Below are 24247 nucleotides of genomic sequence, written 5' to 3'. Positions count from 1 at the left end.
GGGTCCGGCGGCCCGGGTCCGGCCCGGGTCCCGGCGGATCGGAGCCACGGCACCGCGGCTCCCGGGGACGGCCGGTCACCCCCGGGACCACCCGGCGGCTCCCGTGAGCCGAGCACCGGGTCACCGGGTCACCGGGCCGCGGGGGACCCGGGTCACCGGGCCGCGGGGGACCCGGGTCACCGCGTCACCGGGGCAGGCCCGCCATCCACCTGCGCCGGGCGAAGGCGTCCTCGTCGAAGAGGTGCCTGACGCCCTCCAGCAGGGCACCCATCTCCGGGTTCCCGAGCTCCGTCGGCCTCCACCGCCGGACCGCCCGCTCCGCCCGCTCCCGCAGCCCGTCGTCCGCGTCCCCCAGCAGTTCCACCGCCGTCCGCAGCCCCACCACATCCCCGCGGGCTGCCAGCAGCCGGAACGCACCCACCCGGGTCGCCCGGGGCCGGTGACCCGCCAGGCGGTCCGTCAGCGCCCCGTCCGGCAGCGACCGGGCGGAGGGCAGCAGCGCGGCCACCACCTCCCGCACCACACCGGGCGCCGGGTCGTCGAGCAGCGGCAGCAGTCGTGCCGTGTCGGCCGCGTCCAGGACCCGCAGTCCGGCCACCGCCCGCGCCCGGACCCGAGGCTCCGCATGGCCGAGCAAGGGCTCCAGCACGGCGGTGTCCCCCCGCTGCCCGCACTCCGCCAGCCCGATCACCGCGCCCGGCGGGACCTCCGGGCCGGCGCACCGCTCCCGGTACCAGACCAGCGGGTCCCGGCCGTCCTGCCGCACCACGTACCGAGCACAGGCCCGGACGAGCGCCGACCGGTCGGCCAGGAAGTCCTGGGCGCGCCGGGGCAGTCCCGCCCGCCGCAGCGCCGTGACACCGGCCGCCCGCACCCGCGGAGCGCGGGCGGTCAGCAGCGGTTCCAGCACCCCGTCCGGGTCGTCCCCGTGCGCCAGGGCGGCCAGCGCGGCGTCGGCGCACACCGACTGGACGACGACGTCGGAGTCCGCGTGGGCGCGCCGGGCCAGCTCGGCGGGGGAGAACCGCCCCTCCTCGACGGCCAGCCGGACGGCGAACCGGCGCACGGCCCGTTCCGGGTGGGCGCAGACCCGCAGCATCTCCTCGCGCGGCGCCTGGCGCAGCACGGCGCCCAGCAGCCCGACCGCGAACGTCCCGCGCTCGCGCTCCCCGGTCCGCAGGACCACCGGCGCCAGGGCGACCGCCGACCGCACGTCGAGCACCCCGGTCAGCAGCCGGCGGGCCCGCTCCCGCACCGGTGCGACCCAGTCGGCCGCCCGCAGGACCAGCAGCGGCAGCAGCACCGGGTGCGCCACGGCCTCGCCGAGGGCCGCCTCGCGCACGCGGCCGTCCGGATGGCAGAGCGCCCGCGCGGCCCGCGCCACCGGGTCCGGACCGAGAGCGTCCGGACCGTCGGACGGCGCCGACCCGTACCGGATGTCCCACCGGACCTCCAGGTCGAAGGCCGCCCAGGCCCCGGCATCACCACTGTCCAGGCCGCCCGCCGGGAACGGCCCGCCGAGCAGCCGCACCGCCGCCGCCTCTTCACGCCCCACGTCCACCACGCCCCCCCCGTGCGCTGTCGTTCCGGCCGATCCTAGAAGCAGGGGGAGCGGCTGTCGCGGAAGAATCAGTACGGCCGGAAGCCGATGTACCCGAGCAGCAGGATCACCGCGACGATCCCGCCGAGGACGAGGACGGTCGACGTCCAACGGGAGCGCCCGGCCGACCCGCGGTGCTCCGGTTCGGGGCGGAAGGGGACCGGCCCGGGAGGGTTGTCCTTCCACCGGGCGGCGAGCATGCGGGCCCGCGCCGACGGCTCCTTGTGCGGGGCGTCGTCGGCCCACCTGATGTCGAACTCCCGCTCCTCTTCGTCCCTCTCCGGCATCCCCGTGACCTCTCTCGAACAACAGTGTCAGGACCCATGGTCCCCCGACACCCGCCCGCGGCGGAAGTGTTCCGGCCACGGGCGGCCGCCGGCGCCCACCGGAGCGCCCCGGCCGGGAGACACCCGGGGCGGGTGCGTCACATCTGCTCGACGAAGAGCGGAGTACCCACCACCACCTGCCGGATGCCGCCGATGCCGGCACGCCTGACCTGTTGCCTCTGTGCATCGACGACGGCCACGGTGACCGCGATGCCCTGCACCGTGGGCAGGTTCGCGGCGTTCTGGCCGTTGACCCGCATCACCGCCTGCCAGGCGTAGGAGCATGCGCCGGGGAGGTCGTCGTGGACCGGGGACGATGCCTCTTCGGCCTTCTCCGTGATGGCCCGGAACGGATCGGGGCGCGCCCGCGGCGTCCGTCCGTTCTTCCCGGCCGGAACGGGCGTCGGCCGTGTCCCCACCACGGGAGGGAACACGGCCGACGGACCCGGAAGGCGGCCGGGCCGGAAGCGGTTGCCCGTTCCGGCCCGGGGCGCTGTCACACGTCGAAGTACAGCTCGAACTCGTGCGGGTGCGGGCGCAGCTGCAGCGGGGCGATCTCGCTGGTGCGCTTGAGGTCGATCCACGTCTCGATCAGGTCGGGGGTGAAGACGTCGCCCTGGAGGAGGAACTCGTGGTCGGCCTCGAGGTGGTCGAGGACGGCGGGGAGCGAGGTCGGGACCTGGGCCACGTTGGCGTGCTCCTCGGGAGCCAGCTCGTAGAGGTCCTTGTCGATCGGCTCGGCCGGCTCGATCTTGTTCTTGATGCCGTCCAGGCCGGCCAGCAGCAGCGCGGAGAACGCCAGGTACGGGTTGCCGGAGGCGTCCGGGGCGCGGAACTCGACGCGCTTGGCCTTCGGGTTGGACCCGGTGATCGGGATGCGCATCGCGGCGGAGCGGTTGCGCTGCGAGTACACCAGGTTGACGGGGGCCTCGAAGCCCGGCACCAGGCGGTGGTACGAGTTCACCGTCGGGTTGGTGAACGCCAGCAGCGACGGGGCGTGCTTGAGGATGCCGCCGATGTAGTACCGGGCGGTGTCCGACAGGCCGGCGTAGCCCTGCTCGTCGTAGAACAGCGGCTCGCCGCCCGTCCACAGGGACTGGTGGACGTGCATGCCCGAGCCGTTGTCACCGAAGATCGGCTTCGGCATGAAGGTCGCGGTCTTGCCGTTGCGCCAGGCGACGTTCTTCACGATGTACTTGAAGAGCTGGAGGTCGTCGGCGGCGGCGAGCAGCGTGTTGAACTTGTAGTTGATCTCGGCCTGGCCGGCGGTGCCCACCTCGTGGTGCTGGCGCTCGACCTTCAGGCCGGCCTTGGCCAGCTCCAGGGAGATCTCGGCGCGCAGGTCGGCGAAGTGGTCGACCGGCGGGACCGGGAAGTAGCCGCCCTTGTAGCGGACCTTGTAGCCGCGGTTGTCCTCCAGCGCACCGGTGTTCCAGGCGCCCGCCTCGGAGTCGATGTGGTAGAAGGACTCGTTCTCGGAGGTCTTGAAGCGCACGCTGTCGAAGACGTAGAACTCGGCCTCGGGACCGAAGAACGCGGTGTCCGCGATGCCGGTGGAGGCCAGGTACGCCTCGGCCTTGCGGGCCACGTTCCGCGGGTCGCGGGAGTACTGCTCGCCCGTGATCGGGTCGTGGATGAAGAAGTTGATGTTCAGCGTCTTGTCGCGGCGGAACGAGTCGACGCGGGCCGTGGACAGGTCGGCGCGCAGCGACATGTCGGACTCGTGGATGGCCTGGAACCCGCGGATCGAGGATCCGTCGAAGGCCAGCTCCTCGTCCGGGTCGAACGCCTCGGCAGGGACCGTGACGTGCTGCATCACACCCGGGAGGTCGCAGAACCGGACGTCGATGAACTTGACGTCCTCGTCCGCGATGAACTTCTTGGCCTCGTCGGCGTTCTGGAACATCCAGCTCCTCCTACTCCCGACCGTCCCGCCGGGGTGGTAGATCGTTCGTGCGGCCAGTGCGGGTGGCACACGCTGTGTTCGACCCTAAGGACGGGTGATTTCTCGGGCGTGACCCATTTGTTTCGCACACGTTAACCGGGCCCTCCGCGGCGAGGTCCCGGACACACCCCGCCCTGCTCCGGTCATATGCGGGCGCAGTACCGTGGACGGGTGGACAACAGGCAAGCAATCGGATCATGGCTCTCCGGCCCCCGTGCGGCCATGGAGGACGCCGGTGCCGACTTCGGGTACCGGGGCGAGCAGCTCGGGCTGCCCGAGGACGGGCCGGGCTCGATCGCCCGCCCCGGCCGCAGGCTCGGCGCGCTGGCGGTGGACTGGGCGATGTGCGCGCTGATCGCGTCCCAGCTGATCACCGGCAGCTACGGCCAGACCTCGTCGAACTGGGCGCTGCTCATCTTCTTCGTCATGAGCGTGCTCACCGTCGGGACGATCGGCTGCACGCCGGGCAAGCGGCTGTTCGGGCTGCGCGTGGTGGCCCTGAACACCGGGGGCGTCCAGCCGGCGCGTGCGCTGCTGCGCAGCCTGCTGCTCTGCCTGGCCCTGCCCGCGCTGATCTGGGACCGCGACGGCCGGGGTCTGCACGACCGGATGGCCGGCACGGTCGAGGTGCGGATCTGAGGCTCCCGGCGGACCGGGTGCGGCTTCGAAGGTCCGGGACGGACCGTCCCCTGACCTCCTGACCCGCTGCACCACTCGATTGCACCACCCGCGGCCACCGCCCGGGATGCCGGTATGGGCCCTGGTCAGTACCGCGAAACACTGGTCCCCGGTCATGGCGTCGTGAGATCAGCGCATGGGGGCCGGACCGTGAGATGCCGTCGACCGGGCGGCCGACGGACCGGACAGTGGCGTATTCGGCGCGGATGCGGCCGGACGGCCGTGGGGAACGCCTTCTCCCCCCATGGTGGGAGGGATCCATGGCGCGGCCCTGGGTTTTCCTGAGCGATCAGGACGGGGCAGAACCGCCGTCAACCGGCGTGCGCTGACGTCTGTAGTGACGAGCTGCCCGGGCGCGGTTTCCGCATGACGGCTTGCACCACTCCTGCCGCCCGTGGCTCTTGACGAAGTAGCGCACGCAGCGGGGCGCGGTGCAGGATCGCAACCGGGTGCACTGCGGGCCGCTGAGAAAGTCGATGGCGGCTCGGGCGAGGGCCGCGACAAGCCGGACGTACGGATCGTTCTCCACCGATGTCAACCGGGCGGTCGGGGCCCCTCCGGCGGGCCAGTCGATCTGCGGGGCGACCAGTTCCCGCGCGGCAGCAGTGTTGAGGTGGGCCATTGCCTGGTCGGCAGTCATCAGGCGATGGGCGTCCGCCGGGCTGGGGGGAGCCGGACTGACCGCTCGGGCGAACAGGGCCCGGACCGCCTGCCGGAGCTCGATGATCCCCAGCCTGAGGTTTTCGTCCGCCACGAGTTCTCCGGCCGGAATCTGGTGGGCCAGCAGATCCCGCTGCTCGTGGATCCAGTGCGTTGTTCCCTCGACTGTGGCGAGGTCGTCGGCGACGCCGCCGTCTCCGTCGTGGCGGATCGTGCTCGCCAGTTCCAGTGCAAGCCAGCGCTCCACAGGACGTTCCCTCCCATCTCGGTGCCCGGTCGTCAACCTCTTGATCACATCCCTGGGTACACCGTAGTGTCCCTAACGGAAAAACCAAAAACTTCCGTTAGGTGGAGTGGGTGGGGACACCTGCCCCGGCACACTACGGCGCCTGGGCGCGCCCTGGGAGGCAACTGCGAATGACGCTGCTTGCACAGATCAGCGACCTGCACCTGGACGGCAGCGAGAGGGCAACGCGACGCGCCACCCGCGTCATGGACTACTTACGAGCCCTGCCTCGCCCGGTCGACGCGCTCCTGGTCACCGGCGACATCGCCGATCACGGCGAGGAGGCCGAGTACGAGGAAGCGACACAGATCCTGGCCGCCCCCTTCCCGGTGCTCACCTGCCCCGGAAACCACGACGTGCGACCCGCCTACCGCAAGGCCCTGCTCGGAGAAGCCCCCGACCATGGCCCCGTCAATCGGGCCCACGACATCGGCGGTACCGCCATCCTGATGTGCGACTCCACCATCCCGGGCCGCGACGAGGGACGCCTTGACGCCCAGACACTCTCCTGGATCGACACCACCCTCACCGCGCTGCCACAGGACACCGCTGCACTGATCGCCTTCCACCAGCCGCCGGTCGAACTCCACCACCCCCTGCCCGACTCCGGCATGCTCGAAGAGCCCGAACAATTGGCCGACCTGCTCGACGCGCACCCGCAGGTCGCCGCCGTCCTCACCGGCCACGCCCACACCGCGGCCGCCTCGATCTTCGCCTCGCGTCCGCTGATCGTCGGACCAGCCATCACCTGGACCCTGCGCATGCCCTGGGAAGGCGACACGGCCGCAGACCGTGACCAGCCGCCCGGCCTCGCGTTCCACGTCCTGTCCGACGACCGGCGCCTGACCACCCACTACCGCGTCGTCACGTGATCACCCGCTCGCACGGTCCGGAGGCATCGTGGTCCACCCCTACGCCATCGCCGGGTTCCTGGTGGCGGTCCTTCCTCTGATCGCCGCCCCCGGAGCCAGTCTGGCCCTGCTGATCCGACATGTCACCGACAGCGGGCGCCATCAGGCTCTTCCCGTCATCCTCGGCACGGTCACCGGCCTGTACATCCACGCTGCTCTCGCCACTGCCGGCCTGTCAGCCCTGGTCATGCACTCCAGCCTGGCCTTCACCGCCGTCAAGCTCGTCGGTGCCGCGTATCTCATCGGCCTGGGCATATGGACGTGGCGTTCCGCCCCACCGAACGCGGCACCCGTCCCCCTCCGCGAACGTCGGCCGAAGGGTTCGGACTCCGTCTTCGCCCAAGCGCTCCTCGCCAACGTCCTCAACCCGAAGGCAGCAGCCATCTACTTGACCTTGGTCCCCCAGTTCATCGCACCTCACCAGCCCTTCGGCGGCCAGATCCTCACGATGGCCACCGCCCACGCGCTGCTGATCGCACTCTGGCTCGCCGTTTGGACCTTCCTCGTCCTGCGTGCCTCACATGCCCTGCGCACGCCCCGTTTCAAGCAAGCTGCCGCCAGGACGACGTCAGTGGTCCTCATCGCCCTCGGCATTCGGAGCGCCGTGACGTAGTCCGAGAGCGCCAGCAGCTCCACGGCGCCCGGACAGGACTGTCCAGCAGATTGCCGACATGCTCAGTGGCTCGTGCCACGGTGCACGGACACCTCGACACGACCAGGACGATTTCCGCCGGCCGACGAAGACCGCCGTCGCGTAGCACTGAAGCCACCGGCGGGTTACTTGCTCTTTGGTGTCCGAGTCGACTGGGCCGTATACGACCGGCCGGGACGGGACACGGAACGACACAGGGCGCCGCTGTGCCCCGACTCCCCTACGACGGCCCCGCACGACGTCCCGCACGACTGCCCCGCACGAGCGTCACACGCGACCGCCCCCGCACAGCTGTCACACGCAGCGCCCGCGCACCGCGCAGCGCCGCCCCGCGCGGCACCGTACCCACGGGCAACGCGAAACGCTGAGGGGCGCCCGGATCACTCCGGGCGCCCCTCAGCGCGTCGTGTACGGCAGCGACAGGAGGTCAGCGCGGCCGGGGGCCGCCCTTCGGCAGCTTCATGCCCTTGGGCATCGGGCCCTTCGGCAGCGGCATGTTGTTCATCAGGTCGCCGAGCGCGCGCAGCCGGTCGTTGGTCGCGGTGACCTGGGGGCCGGTGAGCACCCGGGGCTTCTTCAGCATGGTCGTGCGCAGCTTCTTCAGCGGGACCTGGCCCTCGCCCGTGCCCACGATCAGGTCGTGCACCGGGACGTCGGCGACGATGCGGTTCATCCGCTTCTTCTCCGCCGCCAGCAGGGTCTTCACCCGGTTCGGGTTGCCCTCGGCGACCAGGATGATGCCGGCCTTGCCGACCGCGCGGTGCACCACGTCCTGGTTGCGGTTCATGGCCACCGCCGGGGTGGTCGTCCAGCCCCGGCCGATGTTGTCCAGCACGGCCGCGGCGGCGCCCGGCTGGCCCTCCATCTGACCGAACGCGGCCCGCTCGGCCCGGCGCCCGAACACGATCGCCGTCGCGAGGAAGGCGAGCAGGAAGCCCAGGATGCCGAGATAGATGGGGTGCCCGATCAAGAAACCGATCGCGAGGAAGACACCGAAGGTGACGATTCCGACAGCCGCGAGTACAAGACCGATCTTCTTGTCGGCCCTGCGGGTCATCTTGTAGGTCAGGGCGATCTGCTTCAGTCGCCCGGGGTTCGCAGCGTCCGCTGCGGTTTCCTTCCTCGCCATGCCCAGAAGTCTACGTGTCCCCCGGAGCGCGATCGACGGCAGTGCCCGGCCGGGGAGCCTCCGGGCGGGACACGGGCGGGCCAGAGGTGCCCCGGGCGGCGGGACGCGGTGGGCTCGCGGGACGGGACACCTCCGGCCCGCGTGACGGGGCGCGGCCGGATCAGGGGCGCGTGAGCAGCGACTGCTGCAGCGCGCGCTCGCTCTCGACCCGGTCCTTGGCGCGGCGGCGGTCCTCCTGGACGGAGGTCCAGGCGTTGCGGCGGGCCGTGCGCTGGCCGCTGCTCATCAGCAGCGACTCGACGGCTCGCAGGGCGGTGGTGAAGGACGGGATGGCGGTGGCGCGGACGGGCGCGGCCTGCATGACGGGTGTCCCTCTCGGTACGGTTCCGTTGTCGGATGCACTGGTCGGATGCACGTGGTCGGACGCACGTGGGTGACGCGGTGCCGGGAGGCACGGGCGGGTACGTGCGGTGTACGTGCTGTCATTCCAGGGTCACTGTTTGGTGTTACCAGGACGTGACCCGCCGGTCAAACACCCGTGAAGGCCCGGTACCGGGCCCGCGAACGAGGACGCGGCCCCGCCGTGCGCCCTCATCTGCGAGGACGAGCGGGACCGCGTGCTCTCGGCCATTACTGGCCGGTAGTTTCTTGTGCGCGATTTCACAGGCATACCCGGCGGCCGGAACGCCACGGTGCTGGGGCGGCGGTTGCCCCGCCCGGTCACGGCGATGGGGCGCCGGGGCGTCGTCAGACCGCCTGGGCGGCGACGTAGCTGCCGCGCTTCTCCACGGCCATCTGGTAGAGCCGCCCCGCGCGGTACGAGGAGCGCACCAGCGGGCCGGACATGACGCCGGAGAAGCCGATCTGCTCGGCCTCCTCCTTCAGCTCCACGAACTCGTGCGGCTTCACCCAGCGCTCCACCGGGTGGTGGCGCACCGACGGGCGCAGGTACTGGGTGATGGTCACCAGCTCGCAGCCCGCGTCGTGCAGCTGCTTCAGCGCCTCGCTGACCTCCTCGCGGGTCTCGCCCATGCCGAGGATCAGGTTGGACTTGGTGACCAGGCCGACGTCACGGGCCTCGGTGATGACCTTCAGCGAGCGCTCGTAGCGGAAGCCGGGGCGGATCCGCTTGAAGATCCGGGGCACCGTCTCCACGTTGTGCGCGAACACCTCGGGCCGGGAGGAGAAGACCTCGGCCAGCTGCTCGGGCACGGCGTTGAAGTCGGGGGCCAGCAGCTCGACCTTGGTGCGGCCGTCGGCGCGCTGCGCGGTCTGGGCGTGGATCTGGCGCACGGTCTCCGCGTAGAGCCAGGCGCCGCCGTCCTCCAGGTCGTCGCGGGCGACGCCGGTGATGGTGGCGTAGTTCAGGTCCATGGTGACCACGGACTCGCCCACCCGGCGCGGCTCGTCACGGTCGAGCGCCTCCGGCTTGCCGGTGTCGATCTGGCAGAAGTCGCAGCGCCGGGTGCACTGGTCGCCGCCGATCAGGAAGGTGGCCTCGCGGTCCTCCCAGCACTCGTAGATGTTCGGGCAGCCGGCTTCCTGGCAGACCGTGTGCAGACCCTCGCTCTTGACCAGGTTCTGCATCTTGGAGTATTCGGGGCCCATTTTGGCCCGGGTCTTGATCCACTCGGGCTTGCGCTCGATGGGGGTCTGGCTGTTGCGGACCTCCAGGCGCAGCATCTTGCGTCCGTCGGGTGCGACTGCGGACACATCGGCTCCCTAGCGTTTGATTCTTCGGCGTTCCCCAGGGTACGCCCGTTGATCTGGTGGCCGGAGGCGGCGTCCGCCCCTCCGACCGGGGCCCTCAGGCCGCCGGTGTCCTCTCGATCTCGCGCGGCTTGAGGTCCGCGTTCTCCAGGATGTCCTTCAGGTGCCGCTCGACCACGGGCAGCACCTCGTCCAGGGTGACGTCGCGCCCCAGCTCGTTCGCCAGGGAGGTCACGCCGGCGTCGCGGATGCCGCACGGGATGATGCGGTCGAACCAGACGTTGTCCGGGTTCACGTTGAGCGCGAAGCCGTGCATGGTGACGCCCTTGGCCACCCGGATCCCGATGGCGGCGATCTTGCGGTCCTCGCGCCGCTGTCCGGCGTTGGACGGGGCGTACTCCGGGCCGTTCAGCCGGGGGTCGAACTCCTCGTCCTGCAGCCGGGGGTCGAAGTCGAGGGAGAGCCCGCCGAGCGCGGGGCGCTGCTCGACCGGGTCGCCGAGCACCCACACCCCGCTGCGCCCCTCGACCCGGGTGGTCGCCAGGCCGAAGTCGGCGCAGGTGCGGATGAGGGCTTCCTCCAGGCGGCGCACGTGGGCGACCACGTCCACCGGGCGGGGCAGCTTCTGGATCGGGTAGCCCACCAGCTGGCCGGGACCGTGCCAGGTGATCTTGCCGCCGCGGTCCACGTCGATCACGGGGGTGCCGTCGAGGGGGCGTTCGCTCTCCTCGGTCCGGCGGCCGGCCGTGTAGACCGGGGGGTGCTCCAGGAGGAGCACGGTGTCGGGCACCTCGTCGGCGAAGCGGGCCGCGTGCACCCGGCGCTGTTCGTCCCAGGCCACCTGATAGTCGACGGCTTCGGCTCCGAAGCCCATCCGGACGAACCGCACCTCACCCACGGCAAGCGCCTCCTTGGAAAGCTCGTAAGGCACGCAACGCGCCCACGCCACTGTACGTCCGTCAGCCTTCCGGCCAATCCTCACACGATCGGATGAATGCCTGACGGAATGTGCGACCGCCCGCTTACTCTCCGCTACATTCGCGCCGACCGTGAGGCCATTCGGGCTGCTCACAGGCACCCCGGCTCACAGCTCGCCCGGAAGGCAGGAGACCGCACAGCAGATGACGGAACGACCCGCGCAGCGCACCCCCAACCGCCAGCTCGCCGCGCTCATCGCAGAAGCGGGGTTCTCCAACGCGGGGCTCGCCCGTCGCGTGGACCAGCTCGGTCTCGAACACGGGCTGGACCTGAGATACGACAAGACGTCCGTCACCCGCTGGCTGCGCGGACAGCAGCCCCGCGGCACCACGCCCGCCCTCATCGCCGAGGTCTTCACCCGGCGACTCGGCCGCCGGCTCACCGCCCAGGACCTGGGTTTGGACGCCTGCGCGCCCGTCTACGCGGGCCTGGAGTTCGCGGCCACCCCCGAGGAGGCCGTCGACATCGTCAGCGGGCTCTGGCGCAAGGACTCCGGCAGCCACGCCGAACTCCGCAAGATCGCCTTCACCTCCGCGGGGCTCGTCGTCCCGAGCCGGGACTGGCTGATCGGCCGTCCCGACGAGAAGGTCGCCCGCGCGGAACCCCCCGTCCGGGTCCCCGCCCAGGGCCGCCCCGCCGTCCGGCCCCCCGGGGCACCGGGGCTCGTCCCGCGCCGCGCCCGCGGCGCCGAACGCGGGCCGGGCCAGCGGGTCAGCGGCGGCGACATCGCCGCCCTGCGCTCCGTCGGCGAGCTGTTCCGCACCCTCGACGACGCCTACGGCGGCGGCCACGCCCGGCAGGCACTGGTGCGCTACCTGGAGCACGAGTGCGAGCCGATGCTGCGCGGCACCTACGGCGAGCAGACCGGCCGCCGGCTGTTCGCCGCCGCCGCCGACCTGACCCGGCTGGCCGGCTGGACCTCGTACGACATCGCCGCGCACGGGCTCGCCCAGCGCTACTTCGTCCAGGCGCTGCGGCTCGCCCAGGCCGCCGGGGACCGGGCCTACGGCGCCTACGTGCTGGTGACGATGAGCCGCCAGGCCGTGTACCTCGGGCACGGGCGCGAGGCGGTGCAGCTCGCCCGGGTCGCCCAGCAGGGCGCGGGCGGCTCCGTCCCGCCGGCCGTGCAGGCGCTGCTGCACGCCGCCGAGGCCCGCGGACACGGGGTGCTCGGCGAGGTGCGCGCCTGCACCACCGCGCTGGTGCGCGCGGAACGCGCCCTGGCGGGTGCCCGGCCCGGCGACGAGGTGCCGCACTGGGCGCGGTTCTTCGACGAGGCGCAGCTCGCCGACGAGTTCGGCCACTGCCACCGCGACCTCCAGCAGTTCCGCGCCGCCGCCCAGCACGCCGAGCGCTCCCTGCAACTGCGCGCTCCGGCGTACGCCCGCAGTCGGCTGTTCAGCCGGGTCGTCCTGGCCACCGCCCGCCTCGGCCTCGGCGAACTCGACCAGGCGTGCCAGCTCGCGGTGGAGGCGGCCGGCCAGGCGGCGGAGATGCGGTCGGTGCGGGCCGTGGAGTACGTGCGCGACTTCGAGCGCCGTCTGGAGCCGTACCGCGACGCGGGCCCGGTGCGCACCTACCGGGACAAGGTGGCGGCCCTCGGATAGCGGACCGCCGGACAGCCGGACAGCGACCGGGCCGCCGTCGGGCGGCCGGACAGCCGCCGGACCGCCGCCGGGCGGCGGCCCCGGGCCCGGTAAGCGCCCGCGCCCGGCTCCGTCCGCCCGCGCGCACCCGCCGACCGCCCGGCGCCGCGCGGGGTTTGGCCCGCGGGCCGGGAGCCGGGACGCGGCTCCGGGCCCGCGGAGGTCCGTCACCGCCGCGTCAGGCCGCCCGCGGGGCCGTCGGCAGCGGGTCCGACGTGTGCAGGGGGCGGCCCGCGCCGAGGTCGGTCAGCAGGGCGGTGGCCGCCCGGCGGCCGGAGTGCAGCGCGCCCTGCACGGTGCTGGTGTCCCGGTGGTCGCCGCACACGTACAGCCCCGCCAGCAGCCGGACCGGCCGGCGCAGGTCGTGCGGGACCCGCATGGCCGGGACGGCGTGCGGGGCGTGGTGCACGGCCAGCGTCTCCCAGCGAGTGGTCGACGTGCCGTAGAGCCGGTTCAGGTGTGTCCGGACGGCGGTGTCCACCTGGGCCGGGGGAGCGCCGAGCACGGTCGAGGTGACCAGCGCGCGGCCGGCCGGTGCCCGCGTGGGGTCGATCCGGCTCACCACGGCGGTGTGGCTCACCGGCCCGCCCCGGTCCGCGTCGAGCAGCAGCGCGGTGCCGGTGGCGGGCGGCTCGTCGGTCGCGTGGTGCACCACGGTCACCGGGTGGAAGTCCGGCACCCGCAGCCCCGGCAGCAGCTCCGCCGCGGAGCGGGCGTCGGTCGCGACGAGCACCGCGCGGCAGCGGAACTCGCCGTGCTCGGCGGTGGTCACCGAGGTGGTGGACACCGACGTGACCCGCACGCCGGTGTGCACGGTGCCCGGCGGCAGCCCCCGCAGCAGCAGCTCCGGCAGCGCCTCGGCGCCGCCCTCCGGCAGGCACAGCCGCCCCCGCGCGAAGGAGCGCAGGGCGAGGTCCGCGCACCGGCTCGACGTGGTGAGGTCCGGGTCGCACAACAGCGCGGCCAGCAGCGGACGCAGGAAGCCGTCGACGGTGCGGGCCGGCAGGCCCCGCGCCACCAGCGCCTCCGCGGCGGTCAGTTCCGGCCGGGCCAGCAGCCGCTCCACGGGCGTCCCCGCGAGCCGGGTGAACGCGGCCCCCAGCCGGGCCTGGTCCACCGCCGTGCCCAGCGGTGCGCCGGTGCGGCTGCGGGGGACCGAGACCTGACGGCCCGGCACCGCGGCCGGCCGCCGGGGCCCGCCCCGGGGATGGGGAGCGCTCGCAAAGGCGCGCACCGCATGGAGTGCGCCCCTTGCGCCCCCGGCGCCCGCCGGAGCGCCCGCGCGGTGGTGCCGTCCGTCGCTGTGCAGCAGGACACCGGGTGCGAAGGGGTGCAGGACGAGGCCGTCCAGGCCCGCGTTCAGCCGTAGTTCGGGATACGCCGTGGACAGCAACTGCCCGATCCGGTCGAGCCGGAAGCCGTCGATCTTCTCGGTCGCCATGCGGCCGCCCACCTGCCGGGCGGTCTCCAGGACCATGGTGCCGACTCCTGCGCTGGTCAGCCGACGCGCCGCGGCGAGGCCGGCGACACCGGCCCCCACGACGACGACGTCCGCCTGGTGCGTGGGCTCAAGCACGTGCCCCTCCTCGAGGTTGCGCGGGCGCTGGAGACGTCATGCCCTCAACAGGCCCCAGGGATACCCGAGTTCAGGTCGAGGTTAGGCACCTGACCGGTCCGGGACAGTCGCGCATCGACAGGGCACGGGCGCACGGCGGTCGCATGCCGACCGCACCCGTACCGGAAGAGGTCACAGGGGGCGCGGACCCGGGGACAGACGGTCGCACCCGCTCACAGAGCCGCCCGCACCGCCCCCTCGACGTCCGGGAAGGCGAACCGGAAACCCGACTCCAGCAGCCGCTTCGGCAGCACCCGGGCACTGCCCAGCACGTCCCCGGACATCTCCCCCAGCACCGTCCGCAGGACCGGCGCGGGCACCGCGAACACCGCGGGACGGCGCAGCACCCGGGCCATCACCCGGGTGATCTCGGCGTTGGTCGCCGGCCGCGGCGCGGTCACGTTGAACGGCCCCGACAGCCCGTCGTGCTCCAACAGATGGCGCAGCGCGGCCACCACGTCGTGCAGGGCCACGAACGACCAGTACTGCCGCCCGTCCCCCAGCCGGCCGCCCAACCCGGCCCGGAACAGCGGGAAGAGACGGCCCCACGCCCCGCCGTCGCGCGACACCACGAGCCCGGTCCGCGGGAACACGGTGCGCACCCCCGCCCGTTCGGCCGGGGCCGCCGCGCCCTCCCACTCCCGGCACACCGACGGCAGGAAGCCCTCCCCGGCCGGGGCGCTCTCGTCGACCTCGCGGTCACCGGTCTCGCCGTAGTAGCCGATCGCGCTCCCGTTGACGAAGACCCGCGGCCGCTCACCCTCCGCTAGCCCGGCGACCGCCGACGCCAGCGCCGCCGTGCCGTGCACCCGGCTCGACCGGATCCGCTCCTTGTACGCGGGCGTCCAGCGCCGGTCGCCGACCCCCGCCCCGGCCAGGTTCACCACCGCGTCGCAGCCGGCCAGCCCGGCCGCGTCCACCGCGCCCGCCTCCGGGTCCCACCGGACCTCGTCCGGGCCGCGCGGCGCCCTGCGCACCAGCCGGACCACCTCGTGCCCGTCCGCGGCCAGCGACCGCACCAGGGCACCACCGATGAGACCGGACGCACCGGCCACCGCGACTCGCGACTGTTCCATGCCGCCCATCCTGCCCTCCCGCACCCCGGAACGGGCGACCGCGGCGGCGCGTCCCGGACGTACAGTGGCCCCCATGCCCGAGCCGCACATACGCCCCGCCCGCTTCGACGACGACGAGCGGCTCGCCCGGCTCGACCGGGACACCTGGTCCCCGCTGCACGCCGTCACCCCGCGGCCGGAGCCGCCGTACGGGCCCTTCTTCACCGAGCGGTGGGGCCCGCCGGACCACCTGGTCGCCGAGTACGCGGGCCGTGTCGTCGGCTACGTGCGGCTCGGCTTCCCCACCCCCCTCGCCTCCAACGCGCACGTCCGCCAGATCGCCGGCCTCGCCGTCGCCGAGGACGCCCGCGGCCTGGGCGTCGGGCGGGCCCTGGTGCGCGCCGCCGTCGCCGAGGCCCGGCGGCAGGGGGCCCGCCGCATCACGCTGCGCGTCCTCGGCCACAACGCGCCGGCCCGCGCGCTCTACGCCTCGGAGGGCTTCGTCGTCGAAGGCGTCCAGCCGGAGGAGTTCCGGGTGGGCGGCGGCTACGCGGACGACGTCCTGATGGGGCGGTCCCTGCTCTGAGACCGGCGTGATCCGGACGAGAGGCCCTACGAGGTGACCAGCTCGCCGGTGTCCACCGGCGCCGTCGCGTCCGCCGCCCGCTCCGCGTCCTCGGCGACCTCCGCCGCCGTCAGCACGTAGCCCGTCTCCGCGTCGGACGTCGAACGGGCGAACACCACCCCGTACACCTTGCCGTCCGTGGTCAGCAGCGGCCCGCCGGAGTTGCCCGGTCGGACGGTGGAGCGGATCGAGTAGATCTCGCGGGTGACGGTGGCGTCGTTGTAGATGGTGCGGCCCCGGGCCTGCACGCGGTTGGCGACCGTCGCCGCCCGGAGGTCGAGGTCCCCGTCCTGCGGGTAGCCCGCCACGACCGCCGCGTCGCCGCGCCGGGCGTCGTCCTCGAACCGCAGCACCGGCGCCCGGAGCCCCGGCACCTCCAGCACCGCGACGTCCTTCGCCGGGTCGAACAGCACCACCTGCGCCCGGTACGTCCGCCCGACCCCGCCCACCTGCACCGTCGGCCGGTCGATGCCCGCCACCACGTGCGCGTTGGTCATCACCCGCTCCGGCGCGTACACGAAGCCGCTGCCCTCCCGGCCCTGCGTGCCGGCCACGCCCTCGACCTTCACCGTGCTGCGCTGGGCGGCCCGGGTGGCGGCGGCCGTGACGCTGTCCCCGGAGGGTTCGGCGACCTCGGCCGTCGACTCGTTCTCGAACGGGTTGAACACCTGCGGGAACCCGGCCTCGGTCAACGCCGAGGTGGCCCGCGAGAACCAGCTCGGGGTGGTGTCCGGCATCGCGTCCTGCACCGCGCCGAGCAGCCGGGAGTCCCGGATCGCCGAGGTGACCACCGGCGAGGAGGAGGCGCCCAGCACCGACGCGGCCACCCACGCCACGATCAGCACCGCCACCGCGTTCGCCGCCGCGCCCCCGATCCCGTCCGCCACCCGCAGCGGGCCCCGGTCCAGCTCCCGCCGCAGCCGCAGCGCCAGCCGGCCGGCCAGTTCGTGCCCCACCACGGCCGGCAGCAGCACCGTCAGCACCGCCGTCACCGTCGCCCGGGTCGTGCCCGGCGTCACCAGGTCCATCACCCAGGGCAGGATCCACACGCCGATCACCGCACCGCCCACGAAGCCGGCCAGCGAGACGCAGCCCGCCAGCAGCCCGCGCCGGTAGCCGGACGCCGCGTAGGCCAGGACGATCAGCAACAGCAGGATGTCGAGCAGGTCCACGCACGCCGCCTTTCTCTCGGACCCCCTCATACGTGGGGGAGGGGCCCGGTGATCAGCCACGCGCGCGAACGGCCGTCGAAGCGGGCCGCCCCGCGCGCGTACACCCGGGAAAACGCCGCGGACCCGGACGATGGTTCCACCGGGTGGCACAGTACACATCGCGGGCGGAGCCGATCGGTCCCACAGTGGACCCATGCGTGTCCCCAGGAGACCGCGAGGGGCGCGGAAGCGCCGCGCCTCCCGGATACCCGGCCGGCCCGGTACCCCGGGCCCGCCCAGGGCGGTCACGGTGCCGCTCGCCTGCCTGCCGGGCGCGGCAGCCGCCGTCGCCCTGGTGCTGTGCGCCCACGGCGTCGAACGCGCCGCCGAACCCTCCGCGCAGCCCGCCGCACGTCAGGCGCCCGCCCACACGGCGCCCCGGCCCCACATCCTGCCGCGCGCCACCTGGGTGGGCGAAGAGGCGCGGAAGCAGCCGCCGCCGCGCTACGACGACGGCGTCGTCGCCGTCTTCGTCCACCACACCGACTCGCCCAACGACTACGCCTGCGCCGAGACGCCCGACGTCATCCGTCACCTGTACGAGGGGCAGATCCTCGGCCGGGACTTCGACGACATCGGCTACAACTTCCTCGTCGACCGCTGCGGCGTGATCTACGAGGGCCGGGCCGGCGGCACCGACCGGCCCGTCACCGGAGCCCACACCCAGGGCTTCAACCACCGCACCGTCGGCATCGCCGCCATCGGCACCTTCACCGCCGGCACCCCGGTGCCCAAGCCGATGATGCACGCCATCGCCACCCTCGCGGCCTGGAAGCTGGGCCCCGCCGGCACCGACCCGCGGGCCGAGGTACGGCTGGTGTCGAGCAACGGCGGCAGCCGGTACGCGGCCGGCACCGCCGCCACCCTGCCCGCCGTCGCGGGTCACAACGACGGCTACGAGACCAGCTGCCCGGGCGCCGCCCTGCACGCCCGACTCCCGCAGATCCGGGAGATGGCAGCCGAGATGCAGGGGCGCGCGTCCGACGTGCGACGAGAGACCCGCCGGATCGGGGAGGCGTCCGCCGCCCTGCCGTCCGGCACGCAAGCAGACCGGAGAAGGGCCGATGAACGACAGTCATGATCGAAGTACCGTCCGGACCGGCGCCCTGCGCGCCCCCTGGACGGTCCTGTGCGCCGCCGCGGCCGTCATCCTGGGCCCCCCGGCCCACACCGCCTCCACACTCACCCAGGCCAACGCCGCGCCCCGCCACCCGGCCCTCACCCCGGTCCCGGCCCGTCACCGCCATCCGGTGCACTGACCCGGCCGCGTCGGAGGTCCCTTCCCCGGCCCCGCACGGAGGCCGGGGGGAGACCGCCCGCCCACCGCCACCGGGAGCCGTCCGAACGGCCCGGCCCCGGTACCGCACCCGGGGACCGGCCCGACGCGCCCGAAGGCGCTCCGGCAACCGTGACAGGGCCCGGATGGTCTCAGCGCCACCCGCGGTGCCCGGGGCGCCGGGCGGGCGGATCCGGTGCCGACCCGTGCGGTTCGCGGGCGGGCGGTTCCGGCACCGACCCGTGCGCGGCTCGCCGGGCGGCCTCAGTCCCGGAAGCGGTCCCACAGGCGGGGATAGCGCTCCGCCAGGACGTTCTCGTCCTCGAAGTCGAGCGGAACCCCCTCCGGCTCGGCGGGGCCCGGGGGCAGCCCGAGGTCGGGGGCGACCGAGCCGGTGAGCTGCTCGTACGCCTCGTCCGCCGCGTAGCCCAGCTCCTCCCCGTCGCCGTCGACCTCCTCGTCGAAGTCGTCGTCCAGGAGGTCGGCCAGTGCGTCCGGGTCGTGCAGGGCGCCCTCGAAGACCTCGCGGCCCTGGCCGATCAGCCAGCAGCGGAAGGAGTCGAACGCGTCGTCGCTCGCCCCGTCCAGCAGCACCCAGGCGGCGCCCCACAGGTCCCAGCGGTAGGCGCGGTGGTAGCGGGCCTCGAAGTGACGGGCGAAGTCCACGACCGCGTCCGGATCGAGCCCCAGCAGCCGCTCCACCAGCAGGTCGGCCTGCTCCTCCGGGTCGCCTTCGGCGTCCTCCCGGGCGGCGTCCACCAGCTCCCAGAACTCCGTCTCGTCCATCACGCTGTCCAGCATCGGCCCTGGGCCCCACCGACGCACCCGCAGTGCGCCACCTCCGGGACGGACCCCGCCCACCGGTCGGCGCACCGGGAGCACGTCGGCACCGGGCCGGCGCACGCCCCCGGAGCCCTTCGATGCCGGCCCGGCAGGACGCCCCTCAGCGCCGGTACAGACCGGCCTGCCGCGCCGCCTGCTCGGCGAACCGCTCCCGCAGCGACGCCGGGGCCAGCACCTCCGCCTCCGCTCCCAGAGCCGTCAGCTGCGTGTGCGCGACGTCCTCGGACTCCACCGGCAGGGTCACCGTCACCCACCCGGTCCCGTCCGGGCCCTCCGCCGCCGCCAGCGCCTCCCGCGCGGACAGCGGGTCCACGGCGTGCGGCAGCCGGCGCACCCCCTCGGCGGAGAGCCGTACGACGACCTCCGCCCGCAGGATCGACCGCGCGAACTGCTCGGCCCGCTCCTCCCAGAACGCCGGGAGGTCGAAGTCCGCCGCCCGCTCGAAGCGGTCCCCGGACGCCTCCACGGCCGTGAACCGGTCGATGCGGTACACCCGGAACGACCCCTGCCCCGCCACCCGCGCGCACAGGTACCAGACGCCCGCCTTCAGCACCAGGCCGTACGGCTCCAGGTGCCGCTCGACCTCGGCCTCCCCGCGCCGGTAGCGGGCGGTGACCGGCCGGTCGTCCCACACCGCGTCGGCGACGGCGGGCAGCAGCTCGGGGGTCGGCGGCTCGCGGAACCAGTTCGGCGCGTCCAGGTGGAAGCGCTGGGCCGCCGTCCGGGGGGCGTCCCGCAGCGAGGGCAGCAGCGCGGCCGACACCTTCAGCCGGGCCGCCGAGGCCGCGTCCTGAAGTCCCATCTCCCGCAGCGCGCCCGGCACCCCGGACAGGAACAACGCCTCCGCCTCCCCGCGGGCCAGCCCGGTCAGCCGAGTGCGGTAGCCGCCGATCAGCCGGTAGCCGCCGGCCCGCCCCCGGTCCGCGTACACCGGCACCCCGGCCTCCGACAGGGCCTGGGCGTCCCGGGTGACGGTGCGCTCGGACACCTCCAGCTCCCGCGCCAGTTCGGCCGCGGTCATGGACGGGCGGGACTGGAGCAGCAGCACCATCTTGATCAGCCGGGCAGCACGCATGCGCCCATCATGCAAGAAAGGTGAGAAGGCCCCCGCCGGAGCGGGGGCCTTCTCACCGGGGCACGGTCACACCGTCACCCGGCCGCGGTCACGCGGATGCGGTCACACGGCCGTTCCGGCGCCGGCCGTCACAGGCCGTACTGCTCGCGCGCCTCCTTCACGGCGGTCGCCCGCACCTCGCCGCGCCGGGCGAGCTGGGCGAGCGCCGCGACGACGATCGACTCGGCGTCGACGCCGAAGTGGCGGCGGGCGGCCTCCCGGGTGTCCGACAGGCCGAAGCCGTCGGCACCCAGCGAGGAGTAGTCCTGCTCGACCCACTGCGCGATCTGGTCGGGCACCTGGCGCATGTAGTCGGAGACCGCCAGCACCGGGCCCTGGGCCCCCTGGAGCGCCTGGCGCACGTACGGCACCCGATCCTCGCCGCGCAGCAGCGCCTCGTCCGCCTCCATGGCGTCCCGGCGCAGCTCCGTCCAGGAGGTGGCGGACCAGACGTCGGCGGCCACGCCCCACTCCTCGGCGAGCAGCCGCTGCGCCTTCAGCGCCCAGTGGATGGCCGTGCCGGAGCCCAGGAGCTGGATCCGCGGGGCGTTCGCCGCCGGGGTGAGCCCGGCGGACTCGGCCGTGTTGAAGCGGTACAGGCCCTTGACGATGCCCTCGTCGATGCCCGGCACCGACGGCTTGGCGGGCTGCGGCAGCGGCTCGTTGTAGACCGTCAGGTAGTAGAAGACGTTCTGGTCCTCGTCCGGCCGGCCCTCGCCGAACATCCGGCGCAGGCCCTCCTTGACGACGACCGCGAGCTCGTAGGCGAACGCCGGGTCGTAGGTCAGCGCGGCCGGGTTGGTCGCCGCGATGACCGGCGAGTGGCCGTCGGCGTGCTGGAGGCCCTCGCCCGTCAGCGTGGTGCGGCCCGCCGTGGCGCCGACCAGGAAGCCGCGGCCGAGTTGGTCGCCGAGCTGCCACATCTGGTCGCCGGTGCGCTGCCAGCCGAACATCGAGTAGTAGATGTAGAACGGGATCATCGTCTCGCCGTGCGTCGCGTACGACGTCGAGGCGGCGATGAACTCGGCCATGGCCCCGGCCTCGGTGATCCCCTCGTTGAGGATCTGGCCGTTCTTGGCCTCCTTGTAGTACATCAGCTGGTCGCGGTCGACCGGCTCGTACGTCTGGCCCGCGGGCGAGTAGATGCCCAGCGACGGGAACAGCGACTCCATGCCGAAGGTGCGCGCCTCGTCGGGCACGATCGGCACCCAGCGCTTCCCGGTCTCCTTGTCGCGCACCAGGTCCTTGACCAGGCGGACGAACGCCATGGTGGTGGCGACGTTCTGCGAGCCGGAGCCCTTGTCGAAGGCGGTGAACGCCTTGTCGGCGGGCTGGGGCAGCGGCGCGACCGGGTGGACGCGGCGGGCCGGGGCCGGACCGCCGAGGGCGGCACGGCGCTCCTGGAGGTAGCGGACCTCGGGGGAGTCGGCGCCCGGGTGGGCGTAGGGGACCTCGCCGTCGGCGAAGGCGGAGTCGCTGATCGGCAGGCCGAGGCGGTCGCGCATCGCCTTGAACTCGTCCACCGAGAGCTTCTTCATCTGGTGGTTGGCGTTCTTCGAGGCGAAGCCCTCACCGAGGGTGTGGCCCTTGACCGTCTGGGCCAGGATCACCGTCGGCGCGCCCTTGTGGGACACCGCGGCGCGGTAGGCGGCGTAGACCTTGCGGGCCTCGTGGCCGCCGCGCGAGACGTGGAAGCACTCGAGGATCCTGTCGTCGCTCAGCAGCTTCGCCATCTCGGCGAGCGCCGGGTCCTTGCCGAAGAAGTCCTCGCGGATGTAGGCCGCGTCGCGCGTCTGGTACGTCTGCACCTGCGCGTCCGGTACCTCGCGCAGCCGGCGGACCAGGGCGCCGGTGGTGTCCAGCTGGAACAGCTCGTCCCAGGCGGTGCCCCACAGCGTCTTGATCACGTTCCAGCCGGCGCCGCGGAACTGGGCCTCCAGCTCCTGCACGATCTTGAAGTTGGCGCGGACCGGACCGTCGAGGCGCTGCAGGTTGCAGTTGATGACGAAGGTCAGGTTGTCCAGGCCCTCGCGGGAGGCGAGGGTCAGGGCGCTGGTCGACTCCGGCTCGTCCATCTCGCCGTCGCCGAGGAACGCCCAGACGTGCGAGTTCGACAGGTCCTTGATGCCGCGGCTGGTCAGGTAGCGGTTGAACCGCGCCTGGTAGACCGCGGAGATCGGGCCGAGGCCCATCGAGACCGTGGGGAACTCCCACAGCCAGGGCAGGCGCCGCGGGTGCGGGTACGACGGCAGGCCGTCGCCGCCGGCCTCGCGGCGGAAGTTGTCGAGCTGCCGCTCGCCGATCCGGCCGTCGAGGAACGCGCGGGCGTAGATGCCGGGGGAGGCGTGGCCCTGGATGTAGAGCTGGTCGCCGGAGCCGTCCGCCTCCTTGCCCTTGAAGAAGTGGTTGAAGCCGGTCTCGTAGAGCCAGGCCGCGGAGGCGAAGGTGGCGATGTGGCCGCCGACGCCGTACTTGCTGCCGCGGGTGACCATCGCGGCCGCGTTCCAGCGGTTCCACGCGGTGATCCGGGACTCCAGCTCCTCGTCACCGTCCACGGCGGGCTCGGCCGACGTGGGGATGGAGTTGACGTAGTCGGTCTCCAGCAGCTTCGGCAGCGGCAGGCCGGCGCCCTCGGCGTGCTCCAGGGTGCGGCGCATCAGGTACGCGGCACGGTGCGGGCCGGCCGCCTCGGTGACGGCGTCCAGGGAGGCCCGCCACTCGGCGGTCTCCTCGGGGTCGCGGTCCGGAAGCTGGTCGAGCTCGCTCGGACGGACAGCCTTGGGGTCGGTCATGTCGCCGCCTTCCTCAGTCGAAGGGGGTTCCCTCACAGCAGGGGTTCGGGGGTGCCCTAGGTCTTTGGCAGGACAGGGCTGGTGGCTCGGGTGTGAGCCCGCTGGCGACAATAACCCGCTGATCGATGATCGATCAAAGGTTCCAGGGCGAAAATCTCTTGATGACGAGAAAGTCGGCACGCGGTGCCTTGGAAGCTGGCACTCGGTGACCGCGAAACGCCTTGTTTTCGCAGGTCGGACGGCGTATGAGCGCCCCCGCGCCCGTTTGGCGACCTGGGCCACCGCGACCCCGGCGAGGGAGCGCGACCCGGGCCTGCGACTCCGACCCGGGCCCGAGCCCCGACGGCCGGTCCCGGCGGGTGTTCAGGCCCGCGGGGCGCACCCGAGCACGTGGGCCTTGACCAGCTCGGCGATCCGCGGGTCCCGGCGCCGGAACGCGGCCACCAGTTCCTCGTGCTCCTCGGCGTAGGACTGCTGGACGGTGCCCAGCCAGCGGATCGACAGCGCCGTGAACACCTCGATGCCCAGGCCCTCCCAGGTGTGCAGCAGCACCGAGTTGCCGGCCGCGCGGACCAGCTCCCGGTGGAAGGCGACCGTGTGCCGCACCTGACCGGTGCCGTCCGCCAGACGGTCGGCCTCGTAGAGGGCCGCGACGTGCGGCTCCAGCGCCGAGCAGTCCTCGGCCAGCCGGTCCGCCGCCAGCTCCGCCGCGATCGCCTCCAGGCCGGCGCGGACCGGGTAGCTCTCCTCCAGGTCGGCGGCCGTCAGGTTGCGGACCCGCACCCCTTTGTTCGGCGCCGACTCGATCAGCCGCAGCGACTCCAGCTCCCGCAGCGCCTCGCGCACCGGCGTCTGGCTGACCTCCAGCTCCGTCGCGATCCGCCGCTCCACGATCCGCTCACCCGGCTGCCAGCGCCCGCTGATGATCCCTTCCAGGATGTGCTCGCGGATCTGTTCGCGCAGCGAGTGGACGACGGGCGCGGTCATGAGAGCTCCTTACGCGGGGGCCCCACCGGTCCCCTGAGGGCGTTCGACGCTAAAGACAATACGGCCGCCGCGCCGGACCGGTGGGGCGCACGGGGGAGCTTTCGCCCAGGTGAGACGAGACTTACACGACGACTGTGACGTCGCCCGGCCCGTGCCGCGCGTCTCCCGCCCCCGTACGGCAGGTGCCCCCGCCCGGAGACTCCGGACG

At 73.4% G+C, this 24247-nt stretch carries 23 protein-coding genes; 7 read left to right on the top strand and 16 right to left on the bottom strand.

Annotated elements, in window-relative coordinates; translation table 11 throughout:
- Nucleotides 1-184: 184 nt before the first annotated feature.
- The 4 genes from AB0F01_RS01940 to glnA form a co-directional block, all read right to left on the bottom strand.
- Entirely contained in the window at nucleotides 185-1564 is a 1380-nt protein-coding gene (locus AB0F01_RS01940; protein ID WP_362089149.1) for a hypothetical protein, read from the bottom strand.
- Between the two features lie 65 nt (nucleotides 1565-1629).
- Nucleotides 1630-1887 (bottom strand): hypothetical protein, encoded by a 258-nt coding sequence (locus tag AB0F01_RS01935; protein WP_362089148.1) that lies wholly within the window; start codon nucleotides 1885-1887, stop codon nucleotides 1630-1632.
- A 137-nt stretch (nucleotides 1888-2024) separates the two neighbouring features.
- Nucleotides 2025-2345 (bottom strand): hypothetical protein, encoded by a 321-nt coding sequence (locus AB0F01_RS01930; protein ID WP_362089147.1) that lies wholly within the window; start codon nucleotides 2343-2345, stop codon nucleotides 2025-2027.
- A gap of 77 nt (nucleotides 2346-2422) precedes the next feature.
- Nucleotides 2423-3832, bottom strand: coding sequence for a type I glutamate--ammonia ligase (gene glnA, locus AB0F01_RS01925; RefSeq protein ID WP_362089146.1), 1410 nt, complete (start codon nucleotides 3830-3832; stop codon nucleotides 2423-2425).
- 210 nt (nucleotides 3833-4042) lie between these two features.
- On the opposite strand from glnA, the gene AB0F01_RS01920 reads away from it, so the two are divergent.
- Entirely contained in the window at nucleotides 4043-4510 is a 468-nt protein-coding gene (locus tag AB0F01_RS01920) for an RDD family protein (RefSeq protein WP_362089145.1), read from the top strand.
- A gap of 328 nt (nucleotides 4511-4838) precedes the next feature.
- On the opposite strand, the gene AB0F01_RS01915 is transcribed toward AB0F01_RS01920, so the two are convergent.
- The gene (locus tag AB0F01_RS01915) at nucleotides 4839-5456 is read right to left on the bottom strand and encodes a CGNR zinc finger domain-containing protein (RefSeq protein WP_362089144.1); all 618 of its coding nucleotides are present in this window, start codon (nucleotides 5454-5456) and stop codon (nucleotides 4839-4841) included.
- Nucleotides 5457-5626: 170 nt separating this feature from the next.
- Here AB0F01_RS01915 and AB0F01_RS01910 point away from each other — a divergent pair, with 170 nt between their 5' ends.
- Nucleotides 5627-6367 carry a metallophosphoesterase gene (locus tag AB0F01_RS01910; RefSeq protein ID WP_362089143.1) on the top strand — a complete coding sequence of 247 codons (741 nt, stop codon included), beginning with the start codon at nucleotides 5627-5629 and terminating at the stop codon, nucleotides 6365-6367.
- A gap of 28 nt (nucleotides 6368-6395) precedes the next feature.
- Nucleotides 6396-7019, top strand: a complete 624-nt coding sequence (locus tag AB0F01_RS01905) for a LysE family translocator (protein WP_362089142.1) — start codon at nucleotides 6396-6398, stop codon at nucleotides 7017-7019.
- A 466-nt stretch (nucleotides 7020-7485) separates the two neighbouring features.
- Here AB0F01_RS01905 and AB0F01_RS01900 read toward each other — a convergent pair whose 3' ends face one another.
- From AB0F01_RS01900 to lipB, 4 genes are all read right to left on the bottom strand, one after another.
- Nucleotides 7486-8187, bottom strand: coding sequence for a DUF4191 domain-containing protein (locus tag AB0F01_RS01900; RefSeq protein ID WP_362089141.1), 702 nt, complete (start codon nucleotides 8185-8187; stop codon nucleotides 7486-7488).
- Between the two features lie 160 nt (nucleotides 8188-8347).
- On the bottom strand, nucleotides 8348-8548 hold the full coding sequence (locus tag AB0F01_RS01895) for a hypothetical protein (RefSeq protein WP_362089140.1): 201 nt from the start codon (nucleotides 8546-8548) through the stop codon (nucleotides 8348-8350).
- A 386-nt stretch (nucleotides 8549-8934) separates the two neighbouring features.
- Entirely contained in the window at nucleotides 8935-9900 is a 966-nt protein-coding gene (gene lipA, locus AB0F01_RS01890; RefSeq protein WP_362089139.1) for a lipoyl synthase, read from the bottom strand.
- A 94-nt stretch (nucleotides 9901-9994) separates the two neighbouring features.
- Complete coding sequence (gene lipB / locus AB0F01_RS01885; RefSeq protein WP_362089138.1) at nucleotides 9995-10795, bottom strand: lipoyl(octanoyl) transferase LipB; 801 nt, start codon at nucleotides 10793-10795, stop codon at nucleotides 9995-9997.
- A gap of 223 nt (nucleotides 10796-11018) precedes the next feature.
- On the opposite strand from lipB, the gene AB0F01_RS01880 reads away from it, so the two are divergent.
- The gene (locus tag AB0F01_RS01880; RefSeq protein WP_362089137.1) at nucleotides 11019-12482 is read left to right on the top strand and encodes a regulator; all 1464 of its coding nucleotides are present in this window, start codon (nucleotides 11019-11021) and stop codon (nucleotides 12480-12482) included.
- Between the two features lie 217 nt (nucleotides 12483-12699).
- Here the strand turns inward: AB0F01_RS01880 and AB0F01_RS01875 are convergent, their stop codons facing one another.
- Entirely contained in the window at nucleotides 12700-14097 is a 1398-nt protein-coding gene (locus tag AB0F01_RS01875) for an NAD(P)/FAD-dependent oxidoreductase (RefSeq protein WP_362089136.1), read from the bottom strand.
- Nucleotides 14098-14309: 212 nt separating this feature from the next.
- Nucleotides 14310-15212, bottom strand: coding sequence for a TIGR01777 family oxidoreductase (locus AB0F01_RS01870; protein WP_362089135.1), 903 nt, complete (start codon nucleotides 15210-15212; stop codon nucleotides 14310-14312).
- A 73-nt stretch (nucleotides 15213-15285) separates the two neighbouring features.
- Between AB0F01_RS01870 and AB0F01_RS01865 the strand changes: the two genes are divergently transcribed.
- Nucleotides 15286-15777 carry a GNAT family N-acetyltransferase gene (locus AB0F01_RS01865; protein ID WP_362089134.1) on the top strand — a complete coding sequence of 164 codons (492 nt, stop codon included), beginning with the start codon at nucleotides 15286-15288 and terminating at the stop codon, nucleotides 15775-15777.
- A 26-nt stretch (nucleotides 15778-15803) separates the two neighbouring features.
- Here AB0F01_RS01865 and AB0F01_RS01860 read toward each other — a convergent pair whose 3' ends face one another.
- Nucleotides 15804-16988 (bottom strand): MarP family serine protease, encoded by a 1185-nt coding sequence (locus AB0F01_RS01860; RefSeq protein WP_362089133.1) that lies wholly within the window; start codon nucleotides 16986-16988, stop codon nucleotides 15804-15806.
- A gap of 193 nt (nucleotides 16989-17181) precedes the next feature.
- Between AB0F01_RS01860 and AB0F01_RS01855 the strand changes: the two genes are divergently transcribed.
- A complete protein-coding gene (locus AB0F01_RS01855) occupies nucleotides 17182-18108 on the top strand; it encodes a peptidoglycan recognition protein (protein WP_362089132.1) in 927 nt (308 codons plus the stop codon).
- Nucleotides 18092-18286: a hypothetical protein gene (locus AB0F01_RS01850; RefSeq protein WP_362089131.1), complete on the top strand. Its 195-nt coding sequence runs from the start codon at nucleotides 18092-18094 to the stop codon at nucleotides 18284-18286. Before AB0F01_RS01855 ends, AB0F01_RS01850 begins: the two co-directional genes overlap by 17 nt.
- 281 nt (nucleotides 18287-18567) lie before the next feature.
- Here AB0F01_RS01850 and AB0F01_RS01845 read toward each other — a convergent pair whose 3' ends face one another.
- From AB0F01_RS01845 to AB0F01_RS01830, 4 genes are all read right to left on the bottom strand, one after another.
- The gene (locus AB0F01_RS01845) at nucleotides 18568-19089 is read right to left on the bottom strand and encodes a DUF4240 domain-containing protein (protein WP_362090182.1); all 522 of its coding nucleotides are present in this window, start codon (nucleotides 19087-19089) and stop codon (nucleotides 18568-18570) included.
- A 157-nt stretch (nucleotides 19090-19246) separates the two neighbouring features.
- Nucleotides 19247-20221, bottom strand: a complete 975-nt coding sequence (locus tag AB0F01_RS01840) for a YafY family protein (protein WP_362089130.1) — start codon at nucleotides 20219-20221, stop codon at nucleotides 19247-19249.
- A 128-nt stretch (nucleotides 20222-20349) separates the two neighbouring features.
- The gene (gene aceE / locus AB0F01_RS01835) at nucleotides 20350-23052 is read right to left on the bottom strand and encodes a pyruvate dehydrogenase (acetyl-transferring), homodimeric type (RefSeq protein ID WP_362089129.1); all 2703 of its coding nucleotides are present in this window, start codon (nucleotides 23050-23052) and stop codon (nucleotides 20350-20352) included.
- Nucleotides 23053-23415: 363 nt separating this feature from the next.
- Nucleotides 23416-24039 carry a GntR family transcriptional regulator gene (locus AB0F01_RS01830; protein ID WP_362089128.1) on the bottom strand — a complete coding sequence of 208 codons (624 nt, stop codon included), beginning with the start codon at nucleotides 24037-24039 and terminating at the stop codon, nucleotides 23416-23418.
- Nucleotides 24040-24247: the final 208 nt, after the last annotated feature.

Source organism: Streptomyces sp. NPDC029526 (assembly GCF_040637405.1).
Lineage (GTDB): Bacteria > Actinomycetota > Actinomycetes > Streptomycetales > Streptomycetaceae > Streptomyces.
This window is presented reverse-complemented; position numbering and strand designations above follow the sequence as displayed.